The organism is Achromobacter sp. Bel (genome assembly GCF_012928505.1).
Classification (GTDB): Bacteria; Pseudomonadota; Gammaproteobacteria; order Burkholderiales; family Burkholderiaceae_B; genus Achromobacter.
Genome location: NZ_JABBJN010000001.1, coordinates 161,597 through 180,839, shown reverse-complemented (window position 1 = coordinate 180,839; position 19,243 = coordinate 161,597). Strand labels below are relative to the sequence as shown.

The window sequence follows — 19,243 nt, the reverse complement described above, 5'->3', positions numbered from 1 at the left end:
CTCACACGACGGGCAGCTTCAACACCTGTTCCGTCGTCAAGACATCCCCGAACGTATCGTCAATGCTGGCCAGCGCGGCGCGGTGCAGGCTGTCGTGCCCGACGACGCTGCCGTCGGCGCGATCCAGGTCGCGCGTGGCGCAAGCATCTTCGGCCACGATGACGCCGTAACCCAAAGGCACGGCGTCGCGCGCGGCGCCGGCCACGCAAGCGTGCGTCATCAGGCCCGTGATCACCAGCGTCTTCACGCCGGCGGCCTTCAACTGTTGGTCCAGGTCGGTCGTGGGAAACACGCTGACCGAGGATTTGCGCACGACGTGGTGTTTGGCCCCCGGCTGCAGCTCGGCATGGAACTCGCCGGTGGGGCTTTGATCGGCAAAGACCGGGCTGCCCGCAGGCGTGACGTGCTGGACGTGGTAGACGGGGATGCCCGCCTTGTCGGCGTGCGCGATCAAGCGCTGCGCATTGCCCAAGGCCGTCTTGCCGGCGGGAATGGGCAGCTTGCCACTGAAGTATTCGTTCTGGAAATCGATCACCAGCAAGGCGGTACTGGACGCGTCGATGGAGGCCGGGGCGGCGGCGCCGGCCAGCGTGCGGAGGGTGGGATGGTTCACGGCTTGCCTCTTGGAATGAAGTGAAAGAAGCCCCAGTGTCCCGCTAACGCCAGGTTGGCGATAGTGGCCCGATGGACAACAATTGCTAGAATCGGGCCAAAGCCAGCCTGCCCCCGCGCCAGCCCCCCTGCACCCGCCCACCCCACGCCCGCCATGCATACCGTCGCCGTCATCGCCTTCGAAGGCATCAGCCCGTTCCATCTGTCCGTCCCTTGCATGGTGTTCGGCGACGATCTGGCCCGGTTGGGCGTGCCGCGGTATCAGCTGCTGATCTGCGGGGAACGAACCGGACTGATCCCCACCCTGTCCGGATTCAAGATCGAGGTCGAACACGACCTGTCGGCGCTGGCCCGGGCAGACACCATCATCATGCCCGCGTGGCGCGACCCCGAGGAATCCGCGCCCCCCGCCCTGCTTGACGCGTTGCGGGCCGGCCATGCCCGCGGCGCCCGCATCGCCGGGCTTTGCCTGGGCACCTTCGTGCTGGCCGAAGCCGGTTTGCTGGACGGGCGCACGGCGGCCACGCACTGGGTTTGGGGCGACGATTTCGAGCGCCGGTATCCGAAAGTCCGCTTGGACCGGAAATCCCTGTACATCGATGACGGCGATATCCTGACGTCCGCGGGCACGGCCGCCGCCATCGATTGCTGCCTGCACCTGCTGCGCCGCGATCATGGGGCCGAGATCGCCAACCGCGTCGCCCGCCGCATGGTCGTCGCCCCCCACCGGCATGGCGGCCAAGCCCAATACATCGAGCAGCCGCTGCCCGAACGCAAGGGCTCGGACATGCTCAGCGCCACCTTGGACTGGGCCATCGAAAACCTGCAACAGCGCCTGACGCTGGACCTGCTGGCCGACAAGGCGGGCATGAGCCGCCGCAACTTCACGCGGCGTTTCAAGGCGAAGACGGGCGCCACGGTGTCCGACTGGGTGCTGAACCACCGTCTGGCCGCCGCGCAACGCCTGCTTGAGACCAGCGGACACGCCGTGGACTTGATCGGCGAAACCGTCGGCTTCGGGTCGTCGGTGTCGTTTCGGCAGCACTTCACGCACGCGTTCGCGATTTCGCCTTCGGCCTACCGCAAGCAGTTCCGGGCAGGCGTCGCGTGACCCTGCCGCGTCGCGGGCATCGCCTGACCATTGAGGCGGCCTAGCGGTTCGCCATCAGCCAATCCCGCGGCGAGGCCCCCATCCGTTGCCGGAAAGCCTTGGACAAGGACGACGCGCTGGCAAAGCCCAGCTCGTCCGCAACGAGTTTCACGGGGCGGCCGGATCGCATCATCGACGCGGCCAGGCTCAAGCGCCAATCGGTCAGGTATGCCGCCGGGGTGGTGCCCGTGGCGTCCTTGAACGCTGCGGCGAACGCACTGCGCGACATGCCGGCAATTGCCGCCATCTTCTCCAGCGACCAATCGTCCCGCGGCGCCTGATGCAAGGCGACCAGCGCCCGAGCCAGCTTGGGATCGGCCAGCCCCGTCACCAGACCGCTGCTGATGCCGGCCTGTGCGGGGTGATCAAGTATCCAGCGGAGCAACTGGATCAGCACTACTTCAAATAGCCGATCGGCCAAGAGGCGCGCACCGCAACGCACGTTGTCGGCTTCGGCGAACAACAGGTCCAGCGCGGGCCGCAACCCTTCCACCTCATTCAACGGCACCCGCAGCACGGCAGGCAGGGATTGGACGATGGGGTTGCGTTCGCCCCCATCGAAGTCCAGTGCCGCACAGGTGAAATCCGACCCGCCGACGGGCGGATTGATGAACTCGTGCTGCATGGCGCGGGGATAGAACAGCAACGTCGGCTCAGTCAGCACCATGCGCGCCGGGCCCGCCGCGCCAGGCAGGTGTCGGACTTCCATTTCGCCCTGGCGCAGCACATGCAGAAAGCCCCGGCCCGGCTGCGCCTCGAAGGTCTGGATACCGCAAAGCGCCCCCGTGTGGAACAAACTGGCGCGCACGCGGAAGCGGTCCAGCAGGGCCGACAGACGATCAACGGGGGGAAGTATCGGGGCATTCATGGATTGGACTATAGGACATGTTTTATGGATTTAACAGACCCATTCATCCATGGATTGTACGTACGATTCCCTTAACCCGCCACGACCCGGCGGCGTCCCCTACCCAGACAGGAGCCATATCCATGACCCGCATATCCCTCATCGATTCCAGCAACACCACCGCCGACCGCGCCGCGCTGCTGACCCAGATCCACGGCGCCTTTGGCGCAACGCCCAACATGTTCAAGGCCGTGGCCAATTCGCCCGCCGCGCTGCAAAGCATGTGGGGCGCGTTCGGCGCCTTGAGCAGCGGCGTCATCCCGGCCAAGCTGGGCGAACAGATTGCCGTGGCGGTGGCGGACCGCAACGCCTGCGAATATTGCCTGGCCGCCCACACGGCGCTGGGCCGCAAGGCTGGCGCCAGCGCGGAAGAGATGGCCGCGGCCCAGGCCGGCCAAGCGACCGATCCCAAGACGGCCGCCGCCTTGCGCTTTGCGTTGCAGTTGGTGGAAGCACGCGGCCAGGTCAGCCAGGCGGATGTGCAAGCCGTGCGCGCGGCGGGCTTCAACGACGAAGCAATCGTCGAGATCCTGGCGCATGTGGCGCTGAACCTGTTCACGAACTATGTGAACGTGGCGTTTGCGATGCCGGTGGACTTTCCCGGCGTGAAGCTGCGCCGCGCAGCGTAAGCGCATGGCGGGACGCGGGCGGGGTCCGCCGGCTTGCCGGCAGCCAGCCGCGGCCCCGCCGGCGCTTATTCCTGGTTGCGCGAGGCGTCCCAGATCGTCATCAGCTGCGTGATCGCGGCGTCGAAGGTCGGATAGCGGACGCCATCGCGCGCCAGCGTGGACACCCCCACCAGGAACGCGTCAAACACGCACGCCAGCGACCGGGCGTCCGTCGCGGCGGACAGCTCGCCACTGGCCATGCCGCGTTCCACGCAATGGACGAAGCCCGCGCGGGTGCGTTGGCGTGACGCCGTAAGGGGTTTAGTCACGTCCGCATGCTCGGGCGTCGGCGCGCTCATGACACCCAGCGCCACCATGCAGCCTTTGGGGTGCCCCCGCTCGCACTGCATCTTCGACGATTGGCGCAACGCCAGTTCGACCGCACCGCGGGGAGGCATGGCGTCGTCCCACAGGCATTCGGTGACCTGCGCATAGGTTTCCAGATAGCGCTGCACGGTCTCTTGGAACAAGGCCTCTTTCGATCCGAAGGCTGCATAGAAGCTTGGCGCGGAGATGCCGCCGCCAATGCCGGCTTTCAACTGGCTCAACGACGTGGATTCGTAGCCCTGTTCCCAGAACAAGTGCAAGGCCTGGTCGATCGCCTGGTGACGATCAAACGCACGCGGCCGGCCCATCTGCGCCATATCAGGCTCCTTTGATCACGACATCCATACTACTCGATACAAAAGTCGTTGACAACGCGAAGGCCCACGCCCTACATTTGTACCGATCGATATATATATTGGACAACGTCGCCGGCGGTCAGCCGTCGAGCCGTCTGGCCGATCGATCCCGATTCATCTTCAAAAGGATTTTTGTGTGAGCCACTCTTCCACTCAGGCCGGACAGCCCGCCTCCGACCGCCTGCCCGTCTCTGCCCTGCTGGCGCTGGCGATGACCGGCTTTATCTGTATCGTCACCGAGACCTTGCCCGCCGGGCTGCTGCCGCAGATCAGCGACGGGCTGGATGTCAGCGCGTCGCTGGCCGGCCAGATGGTCACCGCCTATGCGCTGGGTTCGCTGCTGGCGGCCATTCCGCTGACGATCGCCACCCGTGGCTGGCGTCGGCGCAACGTCCTGCTGCTGACCATCGTCGGCTTTCTGGTTTTCAATTCGGCCACGGCCCTGTCATCCCATTACGGGGTGACCCTGGTGGCGCGGTTCTTTGCCGGCATGGCGGCGGGGCTGGCCTGGAGCCTGCTGGCCGGCTATGCGCGGCGCATGGTCGCCCCCTACCAGCAAGGCCAGGCCATGGCGCTTGCCATGGTGGGCACGCCCATCGCCTTGTCCCTGGGCGTGCCGCTGGGCACCTTGCTGGGGTCGGCGGTGGGCTGGCGCGCGGCGTTCTGGATCATGTCCGGATTGACGCTGGGGCTGATCGCGTGGGTGCTGGCCAGGGTGCCCGACTACCCCGGCCAGTCCGCCCATGAACGGATGCCGCTGCGCCGCGTCTTCACCACGCCTGGCGTGCGGCGCGTGCTGGCCGTCGTTATCGCGTGGATGCTGGCCCACAACATCCTCTACACCTACATCGCGCCCTTTGTCGCGCCTGCCGGGCTGGGCGCGCGGGTGGACCTGGTGCTGTTCATCTTCGGCGCGTCGGCGCTTGCCGGCATCTGGATCACGGGCAAGTTGGTTGACCGCCATTTGCGCGTAACGGTGCTGGCCAGCCTGGCCGCGTTTGGCGCCACCGCGCTGGCGTTTGGCCTGGTGCCGGCAAATCCGGCCGTGGTCTACGTGGGGGTCGCGGTGTGGGGAATCAGCTTTGGCGGCGCGGCCACGCTGCTGCAGACGGCGCTGGCCGACGCGGCCGGCCGCGGCGCCGACGTGGCGCTGTCCATGAATGTCGTCGCCTGGAATGGGGCGATTGCCGGCGCGGGCGTGGTGGGCGGCATGTTGCTGGACGTGTGGGGCGCCGGCGCTTTCCCGTGGGCCCTGGTAATCCTGGCGGGTATTGCGTTCATGATTGCGTCGTCGGGCCACGCTTACGCGTTCCGGCCTGGGCTGCGCAGTTCGGGGGCGGTCGTCGTCGGGCATTGAGAAAGGTCGGCCTGGGCGGGCATTCAATTGCAGTTTGAAACGTTTTGCAGCCCGGGAAGCGGACCCCGCGCAGGCGACGCCAGTACAATTCCCCGCGCTCTCCTCTCTTTTTTCACTCCGGCCGCCTTTCTCCCCATGTCCAACCTCATCGTCCACGGTGGCACGCCCTTGCGCGGCCGCGTCATTCCTTCGGCCAACAAAAACGCCGTGCTTCCCATCCTGTGCGCCACGCTGCTGACCGATCAGCCGTTGAAGCTGCATGGGGTCCCGGACATCACGGACGTGCGCAAGATCCTGGATATCTTCCGCACGCTGGGCAGCGAAGTCCGCCTGGATGAAACCACCCGCACGCTGGACCTGCACCACAAGCACACCCAGTTCGACGCCACCGCCCACCGCCTGCCCGAAGAAATGCGGTCGTCCATCATGCTGGTGCCGCCGCTTCTGGCCCGCTTTGGCGTGGCGCGGCTGGAAGACAATGTGAAGGGCTGCACGCTGGGCGTGCGAGAGATCGACCCGCACGTGGAGATCTTCCGTTCGTTCGGCGGCGAGGTCGAGCGCGCCAGCGGTTCCCTGCTGGTGCGCAGCAGCGGCGCGCTCAGGCCCACCCATCATTGGCTGGACTACGCGTCGGTGACGACGACCGAGAACTTCGTGCTGTGCGCCGCGGCCGCCGACGGCGAGTCGTCGCTGACCAATGCCGCATCCGAGCCGCACGTGCAGGAATTCTGCCGTTTCATGGCGATGATGGGCGCCGATATCGACGGCATCGGCACGTCCCGCCTGACGGTGCGGGGTGGCAAGCCTTTGCGCGGCGGCGAGTTCACGTTTGAAGAAGATTTTCACGAAATCACGACGTTCCTGGCGCTGGGTGCGATCACGGGCGGCGACGTCGTGGTGCGCAACCGCACGCCGGGCAATTTCCCGCTGATCGACCGCACGTTCGCCAAGTTCGGCGTGCAGATCGAGCACAAGGACGGCTGGTCGCGCGCGCTGCGCGCCGGGCCCCTGAAGGTGCAGACGCCCTTCACCAGCAATGTGCTCACCAAGGTCGAAGCGGCGCCCTGGCCGTACTTTCCCGTCGACCTGTTGCCGATCTTCATCGCGTTGGGGGTATGCGCGGAAGGCAACGCGATGTTCTGGAACAAGGTCTATGACGGCGCGCTGGGCTGGACGGGCGAATTGTCGAAATTCGGCGCGCATGTGTTTTCGTCGGACCCGCATCGGGTCGTGACCTTTGGCGGCAATCCGCTGACGCCGGCCGTGGTGGAAAGCCCCTACATCATCCGCGTCGCCATCGCCTTGTTCATGGTGGCCAGCAGCATCAAGGGCCGCTCTGAAATCCGCAACGCCACGCCGATCCGCCGCGCGCATCCGCAGTTCGTCGAGAACCTGCGCAGCCTGGGCGTGCAAGTGGAATGGACTAGCGAAGAGTAAGGACGCCGCCGCAGGGCCGTCGCGCGCTTCGGCCATTTCACAAGCGGTCTTGGAAAAACCCCCAATTCCAGTGATGTTCAGCTTCCTCCCGGAAGAATAGTCTGCAACCCATCAGACGACGCCCCTCTTGAACAGGGGCATTCCGGGAGTCGGCATGCAAAACCAGTTCAACGGGGACGGCGGTCACCATCCGGATATCGGCGTGCGCGCGATCCAACGGGATTACGAGGCGCTGATCGGGCACCTGAAAGCCAACGATGTGGGCGCGGCGCATGCGACGATCGCCGCGCTCAAGCACAACATCGAGTCCATGAAGGCACTGAGTGGCTTCGCCAAGGAAGCCTCGTTAGCCGTGCAGAGCGCGATCGTCTACGTGATCAAGGGCCTGGTCGATCTCATGACAGAGACCGAATCCAGCATTCGATCCGTGGCGGCCCAGCACCGCGATGTTCAAGCCAATCAAGAGACCATCAGGCAAGCCCTGGTGGACAAGGAGCGGGCGCTCGGGGCCATCAGAGCAAAGATCGAACAGGCGCGGCGGGATCTCGCAGAGCAGGAACGCAAAAAGGCGGCCAAGCGAAGTTCCAATATTCCCATCTGGAAATGGCTCAAAAGAGCCTTCTACGCCGCGCTGGACGTCATCAACGCCGCCATTGAAAAGCTGCAAAACCTTCTGCATCTTGCCCGCGACGACGAAAACGCGCTTGAACGAGAGATGGCCCACCTTGCGCAGGACGCCGCCCGGTTAAAGACGGTGCTGGCCAATATTGAAGCGAAGCGCCGCGCGTTGCAGGCCGAACTGGATCAGCTTGGCAAGACCAAGAAGTCGCTGGTCGACATCAAGCAGTACATGGAAGTTCAGCTTGTTTTCTTCAACAACGTTGCGAACTTCTACGCTCAGGCCGCTGGCCGTTGCGATAGCGTTCAATACGACATCGCAGATTTCAGCGAAACCATGCTGCTGCTCGCCGACGACAATCCGGCCATAGACTACTTTGTAGATACCCAGATCGAACGGCTCTCCCTGATGGATGCCGTCACCCGATTCGACCAGATGGTCTATTCGGCATACCAGGCGCTTGAGGGCAGCCCGGCCTGATCCCTCCCCCCCACGTATTTCACTCCGGCGCCGTGCCGCCAGTCCGGTGGGCGGCGCTACGCACGCGCTCATATTTCTTGACCCACCAGTGTTAATCACGGAGAACCAACATGGCTGCCGAATATGAAATTCTCATCGTTGAAGACCGCCAGTACGTTTTGAACGAACGCCCATCTGCCGCCGACGTATTGGTGCAGCAAAAGCAGAAGGAAATCCTGGGCAATCTGCGCCTGGACACCGTCATCAATAATCTGGACCTGTGCGTGGACATGTATCGCCTGGCGTATATCGGCGCCACCGCGGCAAACGCCGGCGCGGTCAAGTCCAAGGTCATCGATCTGCAAAGCGAGTTCGGGAAATTATGCGTCCTGGCCAACGAAACGATGCTCACGCTGAAAGACAGCTGCCAGCAGACCCTGAAGCTGCTTGACGCCGCGTATGCCTACCTGATCCAGGGCAGCGATGGCGTGGCGCTTGCCAAGCTGACGCGGTGCGCCGACCAGGCCAAGCGAATGTCGGAGGCGGCGGAAAAGCTCTCCGATCAGTTTCTCGATTTGCAAAGCAAATCCTCCGACGCCAAAAGCGAGGCCGCATTGGCCCACGCATCCGAAGAAGAGAAGCGACGCCACGCCCGCGAAGAGATGACAAAACTAAATGCCGAGCTCGAAGGCTGCCAAACCACGATCGGCTCACTGGTCAAGGAACTCGAAGCCGCCAATGCCGACCAGGCCAAGGCCGAAAAAGAACTGTCCGAGGACAAGAAGCGGGGCTTTGTCCTTGGCATCATTTCACTGGTCAGCGGTGTGGCGGCAGCCGGCCTGCAGACGTATGCGCAAACTCGCAACCCGCTGTCGGTGCTCGTCGCGCAAAATCAGACTGGCACCCTGGACAACGCGGAGCTCAAGCAGATCACCGAAAAGTGGGAAGCGGCGGAGAAAAAGCGAGAGGAGTTCAACCAGAGCCTGAAAGCGCTGAACCGCAAACTTGCGTCCGCCAAAGAGACGATCGCCCTGAGCGAAAAGGAAATCGCCGAATTGAAAGCGCAGACGGAAGACAAGGCGGCTGCAGCCAAGGACGGCGCGGCAAAGATCGGCAGCGACAAGCTCATCGCGGACAAAGAAGCCATCATCAAAGCCGAGGCCAAGACCGTTGCGCAGTTAGAAGCCGAGATCAAGGATCTGAAAGCAGATTCCGTCGAGATGGCCAATACCTGCAACGCGCTGAGCGCGTCCGCGCGCAAGATGTCCGAGGGCGCCGACAACATGGCCAAACAAGCGTTCAGCGCGGCGGACCAATCGCAATCAAAACTCGAAAAAATCATCGACATCAAGCGGCAGGTCAATCAGCAGCGCAACGACCTGCAAATCAAAATGGGCGGCCTGGTCGGACAATTGGCCGCCACCCAGATCGTTGAGCGCAATACCGACGTTGCGGTCAAGGCTTTGCAAGTGGCCATGTTTGCGATCAGCCAAGTCATCGTGGCATTGAATGACGCGGCCATGTTCTGGCGGCAAATCGCGACTGCTTGCGAGAGCCTGCGCCAGAACAGCATGGACAAGCAGGTGATCGACATGGAGTCGCTGTCCAAAGACGAGCGCATCGCCGAATACAAGTCGCAGATGTTCATGCTGTCTTATCTGGAGCATATTTGCTCTTGGGCGGCGCTGTACGAGATATCGCACCAATACACCGTCAGCGTGGAACAGTCCCGCACGCTGAACAACCAGCATATCAGCCACTCGATCGATGACCCCGAGCAGGCCGCCAAGATTGTCTCGACGCTGGCGAAATCGATCAATCAAAAGATCATGCAACAGGCCACGCAGGGGCTGACCGCGTTGGCGGCCTGACGCTTCGGCACGCTAATCGTCTATTGCCGATACCCTCTTACCAAGGATGCCCCGCATGCCCTCCAAATACAAAACCGTGCAGTTCATCGGGCACAGTCTGTGCACGGCGCCTGAGCAGGATGCCCAGGGAAACATGACGTACCTGGGACACCCCAGCGACGCGCAGGATTACGCCCATCGATGCGACGTCGTGGATCAAGCCATCCAGACCGCCTTGCAGCACGCCAGCAGCGATCCGGCCTGCCTGAAGCTCTACATGATGCCGGAGTTCTTCTTCCGCGGCGTGAACGGCGCATACACGGTCGATCGCACGTCCAATGTCATATTGGAACTCCAGAATCTGGTCAGAAAAGAGGAGTTCGAAGACTGGATCTTTGTGTTCGGCACCATTCTTTCGCAAAGCGTCGATACGGAAATCAACCGATATCAAGCCTATAACCACTGCCTGGTTCAGAAAGGCGGCGCGGCCCCAGCCACGGACGAAGGCCGTCTTGTCATCAAGGAATTCAAATCCACCATCGACTTCATCACGTGGCAGCGGCTTTCCGCCCGGAATGGCCACTTTCCCTTGTCGGATGAATGGACGGGACATCTGGCGCGGCTAGCGCCGTCCATCCCGAACATGCCCAGCAGCGAATGGCAGTTGCGCCATGACGACGGTCACTGCATTTTTACGCTGGACGGTCTGACGATCGGAGTCGAAATCTGCCTGGATCATCTGATGCAGAGAATCGGGAACTCCATGGAGCCGCCCTCCCTCGACATCCAGCTCGTGACCTCGTGCGGAATGCAGTTGATAGACCCGGCATTGAATCTGCGGGACGGCGGTTTGGCCTTCTGCACCGATGGCGCCGCGCTGGACGGCAACGCGAACGCGGGGCGCCCGTACAAGACAGAGCTCAAGACCCTCAGGAACGGCCAGATTCAAGCCATGACTGCCACAAATGGCGGCCCGGTCTTGCGGGTACCTCTGGCCATTCCCGCCGCCGCCGCGTTATTCTGCGGCGGCGCAGGCAGCCTTGAAATCTATCCTGCCCTATCGCTGTAACCGTAGGACCGGCCACGAACGGCAGGTGTCGGGCAGCGGCGGCCTACCCCGCCGCCCTGTTCAGAAACTCCAGTACGGCCATGTAAGACCCCTCGTTGCCCGCCGCGTTCGCGGCCGGCGTGCCCCCGGCGTCGAGCAGCAACCCCGACATCGCATGGGGCTTGCTGATCAGCGTTGCCGGCAGGTAGGGATAGTGCACATGGTGCCCCGCCCCCATGCAGACGTGATGGAACGTGGGCAGGCCGTGCGCCTGGCGCTGCCGCATCACGATTTCCGAATACGCGGTGCTGGGCCAGAAACCGTCGTCCGACGCGCTGACCAGCATGACCGGGCCGGGATAGTTTTCGACCGGGATGCGGGCGCGGTCGAACGCGGCGCTGTCGCGGGTAGCGCTTAAGAAGGCATGGGTCTGGCGGTAAGGCGGTTCGGACGCGTAGGCCGCTTCCCAGTCGGCGCTGGCATTGTCCTGCCATAGGTGCGGCAATGGTTGGCCGCCTTGCGTCCAGACCTGCGCGTTGCGGCCGGTGCCGGGCGCGCCGGCGCTGACCACGCCATGCGTCACCGGCGACGGCACATAGGCCACCACAGCACTGACCAGTTCGGGATAGTGCGAGGCCACCAGCAGCGAAGTCTCGCCGCCCCGACTGATGCCTGACAGGGCCACAAAGCCGTCGCGTGGCGCCAGTTCAGCGCGCGCCCACTGCAGCACGTGTTCGAAGTACTCCAGCGGCATATCGTTCAGGTATTTTGGCCGCCCTTCGTAGTTGAAGATCGCCAAGGCCAGGCACTGGAATCCCCGGGCGGCGAAGAGCGCGGCGCGCGGCGCGTTGACGCCGCCCGACGAACCGTTCATGTAGATGACCAGCGGATGCGGTCCGGGGCCTGCCGGCGTGTAGAGCTCGCCCGACACCGTCATGCCCCCGACCTGTTCGCGCACCGCGCGATGGCTCACGCCCTCTTGCACGAATTCCTGCACCAGCCGGGCCGAGGCGCTGCGAACGCCGTCGGTCGCTTCGATCTGGATGACCAGCGGTTCGGTGCGATCGGGCGGAAACACCACGCGGCTCATGTCTTCGCACACCATGGACCACACAATGCCCATGGCCGAGGGTTCGGCGTAGCTGCCAGAAACGGGGCTGTCGCGGCCCAGGTCGAGGCTGCCATCGTGGCCCGCCACGAAGACGGCTTGCGAGCGCCAGGGGGCGCCGCACATCTGCATGGCGGCCGTGACGGTGATGAAGGCATAGGCCGGAAAGCCGTCGATGCGGATGTCGCGCGAGACGTCGATCAGGGCAAATTCAGGCGTAACGGTGATGCGGGCTTGTTCGATCACAGCGGTTCCTCAGGCTTTCAGGTCGGTCTTGGGCACGCCGTTGGCCTTGATGACCTGGGCCCACATGGCGGATTCGTCGGCGATCACTTTGTCCAGGTCGGCGGAAGACGTGAACTCCACCGCCACGCCCTGCTCGGCGAACTGCTGGATCAGCCCGGGGTCTCGCGTGCCTTCGCGCACCGCGTTCTCAAGCACTTTCACCACATCCGCCGGCATGGCGGCGGGGCCGGAGATCATCATGCGCGTGTACAGCTCGAAGCCGTCTACGCCCGCCTCCTTCATGGTCGGTACGTCGGGCAGGCTGGACAAGCGCTTGTCGGCCGTGACCGCCAGCACCTGCAGTTTGCCGGACTTGATGTTGGGCAACGCCGACGTGGGGAAGTCGAACGTGCTTTGCACCGTGCCCGCCATCAGGTCCAGCAGCGCGGGGCCGCTGCCCTTATAGGGCACGTCCTGGAACTCGGTGCCGGTCTTGGACTGGAAATGCAGCAGCGCCAGGTGGTTGATGACGCCCCGCCCCGCATGGGCGCAAGTGATATCGCCTGGCTTCTTCTTGGCCAGCGCGATGAATTCCTGCACGTTCTTCACGCCTAGCGCGGGGTGCACGATCAACAACATGGGTGACTTGCCCATCGATCCCAGTTGCTTGAAATCCGACTGCTGATACGGCAGGTTGTTGTACAGCAAGGGGTTCAGGATCATGCCGTTGGTGCCGGCGAACCCCAGCGTATAGCCGTCGGGCTCGGCCCGCGCGACTGCCACGGTGGCAATGATGGCCTGGCCGCCCGGCCGGTTCTCGACGACCACGTTCTGCTTCAACGTCTTGCCCATGCGCTCGGCCAGCGCGCGGGCAGCGATATCGGTCAAGCCGCCGGGCGCGAAGCCCACCAGCAACCGCACAGGCCGCGTCGGGAAGGCGCTTTGGGCCCAGACGGGACGGGACATCAGGGGCAACGCGGCAAGCGCGCCCAGGGCATGGCGGCGATTCATTCGCATAAGGGTCTCCTGGCAGGGAAACGGTATGTTGTATGCAATTTCGTTCGCCCGCCATTTAGGGATATCCCGCGCAAAAAAAATGCCGGCAGTGCCGGCATTCCTTTGACGTGCTTTCTGGCGGAACGTGCTACTTGAACCCGGCCGCCGGGTCGTCGCTGCCATAGGTACTGGTGCCGTACGACGTATCCACCTCGATCTTCACCTTGCTGGCGTCGACTTCGGCCGCATCGCTCTTGTAGTGCATGACCAGGCCCGGGAACGCCATCACCGCCACGACCATCGCCAGTTGGATCACGATGAAAGGGATCGAGCCGCGATAGATCTGGCCCGTGGTCACGGGTTCGATCATCCTGCCGGTCACCTTGTCCTTGTACCGATCCTTGGGCGCCACCGACCGCAAGTAGAACAGCGCGAAGCCGAATGGCGGATGCATGAACGATGTCTGCATGTTCACCGCCAGCAGGACGCCGAACCAGATCAGGTCGATGCCAAGCTTGTCCGCTACCGGGCCCAGCAGCGGCACGATGATGAAGGCCAGTTCGAAGAAGTCCAGGAAGAACGCCAGCACGAACGTCAGGATGCTGACGGCGATCAGGAAGCCCATCTCGCCGCCCGGCAGGCTGACCAACAGGTGTTCAACCCACAAATCGCCGTTGACGCCGCGGAAGGTCAGGCCGAACACCGTGGAACCCACCAGGATGAACACCACGAAGGTGGACAGCTTGGTCGTCGTGTCCATGGCCTGTTTCATCAGGTTCAGCGTCAGGCGGCCACGTATCATGGCCATGACGATGGCGCCCACGGCCCCCATTGCGCCGCCTTCGGTCGGGGTGGCCACGCCGATGAAGATCGTGCCCAGCACCAGGAAGATCAGGAACAGCGGTGGAATCATCACGAACGTGACACGCTCCGCCAAGGCCGAGAGCATGCCGATCTTGAAGACCTTGTTGACGCCGGCGATGATGAAGGCGGTCAGCCCCCAGATCAGCAACGACAGCACGATCTGCTCGTCCACCGGCGCCGTGTCGGCTTCGATGTACTGGCCGACGAAATACGCCGACAGCGCCGAGATCACCATCAGCACCAGCAGCGATCGCCCGCCGCGCGTGCCGTTGCTCTCCTGGAACGAGCGCGCTTCCTCGGGTAAGGCGGGCGCCGAATCCGGTTTCAGGTACGACTTGATGATGACGAACACCACATACGTGCCCGCCAGCAGGAAACCCGGCAGAATCGCGCCACGGTACATGTCGCCGATGGAACGGCCCAGCTGGTCGGCCAGGATGATCAGGACCAGCGACGGCGGGATGATCTGCGACAAGGTGCCCGACGCCGCGATGATGCCGCTGGCCAGCCTGCGGTCATAGCCGTAGCGCAGCATGATGGGCAGCGAGATCAGGCCCATCGAGATCACCGAGGCCGACACGACGCCCGTGGTCGCGGCCAGCATCGCACCCACAAACACCACGGCGATCGCCAGGCCGCCGCGCACGGTGCCGAACAGTTGGCCGATGGTTTCCAGCAGGTCCTCGGCCATGCCTGATCGTTCAAGCACCAGCCCCATCAAGGTAAAGAATGGCACCGCCAACAGCGTGTCGTTGGAGATGATGCCGAAAATACGTTGCGGCAAAGCCTGGAACAAGGCAGCGTTCAACAGCCCCAGTTCGATGCCGACCAGCGCGAAAAGAATGCCGTTGGCCGCGAGCGCGAACGCCACGGGAAAGCCCATCAGCAGGAACACCACAAGCGTGGCGAACATGATGGGGGCCATGTTTGCAGTCAGAAATTCCATGGTCAGCGTCCGTCCTGTCCGTTGTGGTCGCGGGCACCGCCTGCACCCTTTCCGCCTTGCGCCGCCAGGGCGCGCGCTTCGCGCAGCCGCGCCTCTTCCGCAATTTCCTGGGCCAGCGCTTCCTCGGCAGAAATATCGCTAGCGCGGGCGCCTGGATCAGGGCATTTACCCATCAGGAATCCGACGCACTTGATCAGGTGGGACACCCCCGCCAGCACCAGCAACGCGAAGCCGACCGGGATCAGCAATTTCACCGGCCAGCGCACCAGGCCGCCGGTGTTGGACGACTGTTCGTTGCTCAGGAACGAATCGACGAACATCGGCCACGACAGATACGTGATCAACAGGCAGGCGGGCATCAGGAAGAAGATGACGCCGAAGATGTCGATATAGATCTGCTTGCGGCGCGGCAGGCGCGAAGAAAGCACGTCCACGCGCACGTGCTCGTTCTTCAGCAGCGTGTACCCGGCGGCCAGGAGGAAGATGGCGCCGAACAGGTACCACTGCAGTTCAAGCCACGCATTGGAACTGATCTGGAAGGTCTTGCGGACGACGGCATTGCCGGCGCTGACCAGGACGACGACCAGCGTCAACCACGTCACGCACCGGCCGACCACCGTGTTGATCGCATCGATCAACCGGGATAGGGCTAATAGGGCATTCATGTCGGATATCCGGACCCGCGCAAGGGCATGGCGCGCGGTCAATGTGCAAATCAAGAGAGGAGAAACCAGCAGGCGCGCGCGGATGCGGCACATCCGCGCGCGCCGGCACAATCAGGTCCGCCGCTTACTTGCGGTTGATCGTGCCCATGTAGCTGTCGTAGCTGCCTTCGGCGACGCGGAACCAGGGCAGTTCGTTGTCACGGAAATTCTTCATGCTTTCATAGACTTTCTTGAACACCGGGTTCTTGGCGCCCATTTCGTCGTACAACTTGACCGATTCCGCGAAGCACGCGTCCATGACGGGCTTGGGGAACGATTGCAGCTTGGCGCCCTGGGCGATCAGGCGGCGCAGTGCGGCCGGGTTCTCGGCGTCGTACTTGGCGATCATGTCGTTGGTCGCCGCCGCCGAGGCCTGCGCCAGGATGGCCTGGTAGTGCTTGGGCAGCTTGTTGTAGGCGTCCTGATTGACGTAGAGCGACACTTGCAGCGTGCCTTCCCACCAGCCCGGGTAGTAGTAGTGCGGGGCGACCTTGTTGAAGCCCAGCTTTTCGTCGTCATACGGACCGATCCATTCGGCCGCATCAATGGTGCCCTTTTCCAGCGCCGGGTAGATGTCGCCGCCAGCGATCTGCTGCGGCACGACGCCCAGGCGCGACAGCACGGCGCCCGCAAAGGCGCTGACTCGGAACTTCAAGCCCTTCAGGTCGTCGACGGTCTTGATTTCCTTGCGGAACCAGCCGCCCATTTGCGTGCCGGTGTAGCCGCAGGGGAAGTTGACGATGTTGTAGGTCTTGAAGACTTCCCGCAGCAACGACAGGCCGTCGCCATGGCGCATCCACGAATTCATCTGACGCGTATTCAGGCCGAACGGCACGGCGGCGTCGAAGCTCAGGACGGGGTCCTTGCCATAGTAGTAGTACGACGCGCTATGGCCGCATTCGATCGTGCCATTCTGAACGCCGTCCAGCACCTGCAGGGCCGGGACGATTTCGCCAGCCGGGAACACGCGGATGGAAAACTTGCCGCCCGTCGCTTCAGACACGTATTTGGCGACACTTTCGCCGCCCGAAAAAATGGCATCGGCGCTACGCGGGAAGCTGGACGCCAGGCGCCAGTTCAGGGTGGGGGCCTCCTGGGCGATGGCGGGCGCCGCCAGGGTGGCGCCGCCTGCTGCGGCCCCCAAGGTGGCTTTCTTCAAAAACGAACGGCGTTGCATGCAAGTCTCCCAACTTTGGATAAAGTTTTGCTGGTCCCGGGGCGATTTGGTGGAGCCCCTGGCGCGATCCAGTGGGTAACAAATGGTCGCGCTTTATGATTTTGGGGGCGATGCTATCGGCAAATTTATGCCAGGACGTAGCGGGAAAACCCTTGCCGTAAGTTTCGTGAAATCTTTCTCGTGGGCAACGCTGGTATGACCAGCGCATGCCAGAAGCACCATCTGCTCTGCTTGAGAGACCCTATCAGCTGGCGTTCTGGGGGCCAGGCGGCCTGAATAAGCGGCCACTTCTATATAACTAGAAAATATTTAGTGCTGGGCAGCCGACGCCAAGGCAGGCGGCCCCCTGCCCGGCCTCAGGCCTTGGCCATCAGCTTCTTCCAGCCTTCCAGACCCAGCTTGTTCATCGTGTCGATGTTCTTTTCATAGATCTCGGCTGCGTCCGGGAAAGACTCCACCGCGCGGTCGATGCTGTCTTCGCGCAGCAGGTGCAAGATGGGGTACGGCGACCGGTTCGTGTAGTTCTCGATATCGTCCGGCCGCGTCTCCGCGAACTGGAACTGCGGGTGGAAAGTCGCCACTTGCAGCTCGCCCACCAGCCGCATCCGCTTGAGCAAGCGGTCGGACAGTTCCTCGAAATCGTTGAAATCCAGGAAGTCGTCCAGCGCGTCGGGGATGATCAGCAAAGTCGTGTCGACCTTTTCCGGATCGGTGTCGGCCAGCAGTGCCAGTTCGTCCTGCAGGTCGGTCAGCACGCCCTCGGCATCGGTGGCGTCGCTGACGGCAAAGCGGATCTGGTCCTTGACCTGAACCGCTTTGGCGAACGGACAGAGGTTCAGGCCGATCACGGCCTTGGTCAGCCAATCGCGGGTTTCGGCAACCACGTTGGCGTAGGCGTCGGAAGTGGAAATCATGCCGGCATCGCCGCCATGGTTTGGGCGACCGCTGCGGTCAATTTCTTGCCGTAAGGCACGTGCAGGAATTCATTGGGGCCGTGGGCGTTGGACTTGGGGCCCAACACGCCGCAGACCATGAACTGGGCCTTGGGGAAGCCCTTTTGCAGGATGCTCATCAGCGGGATGGTACCGCCCTGGCCGATGTAGCCGCAGGGCTGGCCGTAGTACTGCTGGGACGCGGCATCCAGGGCCTGGGTCAGCCATGGCACGGAGGCCGGCGCGTTCCAGCCGGTGGCGGCGCCTTCGTTGGCCTTGAAGATGACCTTGGCGTTGTAGGGGGCGTCGGCTTCCAGCAATGCCTTGATTTCCTGCGACGCAGCCACGGCGTCCACCAGCGGCGGCAGGCGCAGCGACAGCTTGAACGCGGTGCGCGGGCGCAGCACGTTGCCCGCGCTGGACAGCGGCGGCAGGCCTTCGGCGCCCGTCACCGACAAGGTCGGGCGCCAGGTGCGGTTCAGCAGGGCTTGTTCGGGTTCGGTCGTCATCGGCAGCACGAAGCCGCCGTCGGCGCCGCAGCTCCAGGGGAAACGGCGCCAGACTTCGTCGCCCAGGATGCGCGCGGTGGCGGATACCTGCTCCACGCGGTCCGCGGGAATCTCGCAATGCAGGCTTTGCGGCAGCAGACGGCCGGTGCCGCTGTCTTCCAGGCGATCCAGCAGGTGGCGCAAGATGCGGAACGACGACGGCACGACACCGCTGGAGTCGCCCGAGTGCACGCCTTCGTCCAGCACTTGCACTTCCAGCGTGCCGGACACCATGCCGCGCAGCGACGTGGTCATCCACAGCTGGTCGTAGTTACCGGCACCCGAGTCCAGGCACACCACCAGGGCGACGTTGCCCAGGCGGTCGCGCAGCGCGTCCACATAAGGCAGCAGGTCATAGCTGCCGGACTCTTCACAGGTCTCGACGATGCCCACGCAGCGCGGACGCGGAATGCCTTGCTTATCCAGCGCCATGATGGCGGTCAGCGAGGCGTACACGGCGTAGCCGTCGTCCGCGCCGCCGCGGCCGTACAGCTTGCCGTCTTCGTACTTGGGCGTCCACGGGCCCAGGCCCGCGCGCCAGCCCGAGAATTCCGGCTGCTTGTCCAGGTGGCCGTACAACAACACGGTGTCGCCGTTGTCGCTGCGGGTAGCGGGCGCGTCGAAGAAGATGACGGGCGTACGACCCGGCAGGCGCACCACTTCCAGCACCAGGCCCGACACTTTCTGGGCTTCTACCCATTGCGCGGCGTCGCGCACCACACGTTCGATGAACGCGTTCTTTTCCCAGTCGGCATCGAACGCCGGGCTCTTGGCGGGCACGGCAATGTAGTCGGTCAGCGCGGGGATGATCTCGTTGTCCCATTTGTCGTCGACAAACTCCTGGAGCGCTTTGGGGTCCAGGGTGGGCGGCAGTGCGTCTTCGGGGATACGTGCGTTCATGGCGCGGGATCCTGTATGTGCGTGTACGGGCGGGGATGGGGTAATCCGCTATT

17 protein-coding genes are annotated in these 19,243 nt (G+C 63.5%); 7 read left to right on the top strand and 10 right to left on the bottom strand.

Going from position 1 to position 19,243, the window contains the following annotated elements; genetic code table 11:
• Position 1 precedes the first annotated feature (1 nt).
• A complete protein-coding gene (locus tag HG262_RS00810) occupies positions 2–613 on the bottom strand; it encodes a cysteine hydrolase family protein (protein WP_169269214.1) in 612 nt (203 codons plus the stop codon).
• 153 nt (positions 614–766) lie between these two features.
• Between HG262_RS00810 and HG262_RS00805 the strand changes: the two genes are divergently transcribed.
• Positions 767–1,723, top strand: coding sequence for a helix-turn-helix domain-containing protein (locus HG262_RS00805; RefSeq protein ID WP_211186904.1), 957 nt, complete (start codon positions 767–769; stop codon positions 1,721–1,723).
• 40 nt (positions 1,724–1,763) lie between these two features.
• Here the strand turns inward: HG262_RS00805 and HG262_RS00800 are convergent, their stop codons facing one another.
• Positions 1,764–2,630, bottom strand: a complete 867-nt coding sequence (locus HG262_RS00800) for an AraC family transcriptional regulator (protein ID WP_169269212.1) — start codon at positions 2,628–2,630, stop codon at positions 1,764–1,766.
• A 122-nt stretch (positions 2,631–2,752) separates the two neighbouring features.
• Between HG262_RS00800 and HG262_RS00795 the strand changes: the two genes are divergently transcribed.
• Positions 2,753–3,298 (top strand): carboxymuconolactone decarboxylase family protein, encoded by a 546-nt coding sequence (locus HG262_RS00795; protein ID WP_169269211.1) that lies wholly within the window; start codon positions 2,753–2,755, stop codon positions 3,296–3,298.
• Positions 3,299–3,363: 65 nt separating this feature from the next.
• Here HG262_RS00795 and HG262_RS00790 read toward each other — a convergent pair whose 3' ends face one another.
• Entirely contained in the window at positions 3,364–3,981 is a 618-nt protein-coding gene (locus HG262_RS00790; protein ID WP_169269210.1) for a TetR/AcrR family transcriptional regulator, read from the bottom strand.
• A gap of 250 nt (positions 3,982–4,231) precedes the next feature.
• On the opposite strand from HG262_RS00790, the gene HG262_RS00785 reads away from it, so the two are divergent.
• The 5 genes from HG262_RS00785 (at position 4,232) to HG262_RS00765 (ending at position 10,811) form a co-directional block, all read left to right on the top strand.
• Positions 4,232–5,377 (top strand): MFS transporter, encoded by a 1,146-nt coding sequence (locus tag HG262_RS00785; protein ID WP_211186912.1) that lies wholly within the window; start codon positions 4,232–4,234, stop codon positions 5,375–5,377.
• 135 nt (positions 5,378–5,512) lie between these two features.
• Positions 5,513–6,814 carry a UDP-N-acetylglucosamine 1-carboxyvinyltransferase gene (locus HG262_RS00780; RefSeq protein ID WP_169269208.1) on the top strand — a complete coding sequence of 434 codons (1,302 nt, stop codon included), beginning with the start codon at positions 5,513–5,515 and terminating at the stop codon, positions 6,812–6,814.
• 154 nt (positions 6,815–6,968) lie between these two features.
• On the top strand, positions 6,969–7,913 hold the full coding sequence (locus HG262_RS00775; RefSeq protein WP_169269207.1) for a hypothetical protein: 945 nt from the start codon (positions 6,969–6,971) through the stop codon (positions 7,911–7,913).
• A 110-nt stretch (positions 7,914–8,023) separates the two neighbouring features.
• Entirely contained in the window at positions 8,024–9,763 is a 1,740-nt protein-coding gene (locus HG262_RS00770; protein WP_169269206.1) for a hypothetical protein, read from the top strand.
• Between the two features lie 55 nt (positions 9,764–9,818).
• Positions 9,819–10,811 carry a hypothetical protein gene (locus HG262_RS00765; protein ID WP_169269205.1) on the top strand — a complete coding sequence of 331 codons (993 nt, stop codon included), beginning with the start codon at positions 9,819–9,821 and terminating at the stop codon, positions 10,809–10,811.
• A gap of 43 nt (positions 10,812–10,854) precedes the next feature.
• Here HG262_RS00765 and HG262_RS00760 read toward each other — a convergent pair whose 3' ends face one another.
• The 7 genes from HG262_RS00760 to HG262_RS00730 all read right to left on the bottom strand — a co-directional run bounded on the left by HG262_RS00760 (position 10,855) and on the right by HG262_RS00730 (position 19,190).
• A complete protein-coding gene (locus HG262_RS00760) occupies positions 10,855–12,144 on the bottom strand; it encodes an acyl-CoA thioester hydrolase/BAAT C-terminal domain-containing protein (protein ID WP_169269204.1) in 1,290 nt (429 codons plus the stop codon).
• A gap of 9 nt (positions 12,145–12,153) precedes the next feature.
• Complete coding sequence (locus HG262_RS00755; protein ID WP_169269203.1) at positions 12,154–13,140, bottom strand: tripartite tricarboxylate transporter substrate binding protein; 987 nt, start codon at positions 13,138–13,140, stop codon at positions 12,154–12,156.
• A 127-nt stretch (positions 13,141–13,267) separates the two neighbouring features.
• Positions 13,268–14,929 (bottom strand): TRAP transporter large permease subunit, encoded by a 1,662-nt coding sequence (locus HG262_RS00750; RefSeq protein WP_169269202.1) that lies wholly within the window; start codon positions 14,927–14,929, stop codon positions 13,268–13,270.
• Positions 14,930–14,931: 2 nt separating this feature from the next.
• Positions 14,932–15,594, bottom strand: a complete 663-nt coding sequence (locus HG262_RS00745) for a TRAP transporter small permease subunit (RefSeq protein WP_169269201.1) — start codon at positions 15,592–15,594, stop codon at positions 14,932–14,934.
• Positions 15,595–15,718: 124 nt separating this feature from the next.
• A complete protein-coding gene (locus tag HG262_RS00740) occupies positions 15,719–16,810 on the bottom strand; it encodes a TRAP transporter substrate-binding protein (protein ID WP_169269200.1) in 1,092 nt (363 codons plus the stop codon).
• Positions 16,811–17,166: 356 nt separating this feature from the next.
• Positions 17,167–17,724: a DUF1415 domain-containing protein gene (locus HG262_RS00735; RefSeq protein WP_169269199.1), complete on the bottom strand. Its 558-nt coding sequence runs from the start codon at positions 17,722–17,724 to the stop codon at positions 17,167–17,169.
• Positions 17,721–19,190 carry a M20 family metallopeptidase gene (locus HG262_RS00730; RefSeq protein WP_169269198.1) on the bottom strand — a complete coding sequence of 490 codons (1,470 nt, stop codon included), beginning with the start codon at positions 19,188–19,190 and terminating at the stop codon, positions 17,721–17,723. Before HG262_RS00730 ends, HG262_RS00735 begins: the two co-directional genes overlap by 4 nt.
• Between the last annotated feature and the right edge of the window lie 53 nt (positions 19,191–19,243).

Excerpts from the sequence above, each read along its gene's own strand:
- HG262_RS00805 (WP_211186904.1), top strand. The coding sequence starts at position 767 with ATGCATACCGTCGCCGTCATCGCCTTCGAAGGCATCAGCCCGTTCCAT.
- HG262_RS00800 (WP_169269212.1), bottom strand. The coding sequence starts at position 2,630 with ATGAATGCCCCGATACTTCCCCCCGTTGATCGTCTGTCGGCCCTGCTG.
- HG262_RS00795 (WP_169269211.1), top strand. The coding sequence starts at position 2,753 with ATGACCCGCATATCCCTCATCGATTCCAGCAACACCACCGCCGACCGC.
- HG262_RS00790 (WP_169269210.1), bottom strand. The coding sequence starts at position 3,981 with ATGGCGCAGATGGGCCGGCCGCGTGCGTTTGATCGTCACCAGGCGATC.
- HG262_RS00785 (WP_211186912.1), top strand. The coding sequence starts at position 4,232 with ATGACCGGCTTTATCTGTATCGTCACCGAGACCTTGCCCGCCGGGCTG.
- HG262_RS00780 (WP_169269208.1), top strand. The coding sequence starts at position 5,513 with ATGTCCAACCTCATCGTCCACGGTGGCACGCCCTTGCGCGGCCGCGTC.
- HG262_RS00775 (WP_169269207.1), top strand. The coding sequence starts at position 6,969 with ATGCAAAACCAGTTCAACGGGGACGGCGGTCACCATCCGGATATCGGC.
- HG262_RS00770 (WP_169269206.1), top strand. The coding sequence starts at position 8,024 with ATGGCTGCCGAATATGAAATTCTCATCGTTGAAGACCGCCAGTACGTT.
- HG262_RS00765 (WP_169269205.1), top strand. The coding sequence starts at position 9,819 with ATGCCCTCCAAATACAAAACCGTGCAGTTCATCGGGCACAGTCTGTGC.
- HG262_RS00755 (WP_169269203.1), bottom strand. The coding sequence starts at position 13,140 with ATGCGAATGAATCGCCGCCATGCCCTGGGCGCGCTTGCCGCGTTGCCC.
- HG262_RS00750 (WP_169269202.1), bottom strand. The coding sequence starts at position 14,929 with ATGGAATTTCTGACTGCAAACATGGCCCCCATCATGTTCGCCACGCTT.
- HG262_RS00745 (WP_169269201.1), bottom strand. The coding sequence starts at position 15,594 with ATGAATGCCCTATTAGCCCTATCCCGGTTGATCGATGCGATCAACACG.
- HG262_RS00740 (WP_169269200.1), bottom strand. The coding sequence starts at position 16,810 with ATGCAACGCCGTTCGTTTTTGAAGAAAGCCACCTTGGGGGCCGCAGCA.
- HG262_RS00735 (WP_169269199.1), bottom strand. The coding sequence starts at position 17,724 with ATGATTTCCACTTCCGACGCCTACGCCAACGTGGTTGCCGAAACCCGC.
- HG262_RS00730 (WP_169269198.1), bottom strand. The coding sequence starts at position 19,190 with ATGAACGCACGTATCCCCGAAGACGCACTGCCGCCCACCCTGGACCCC.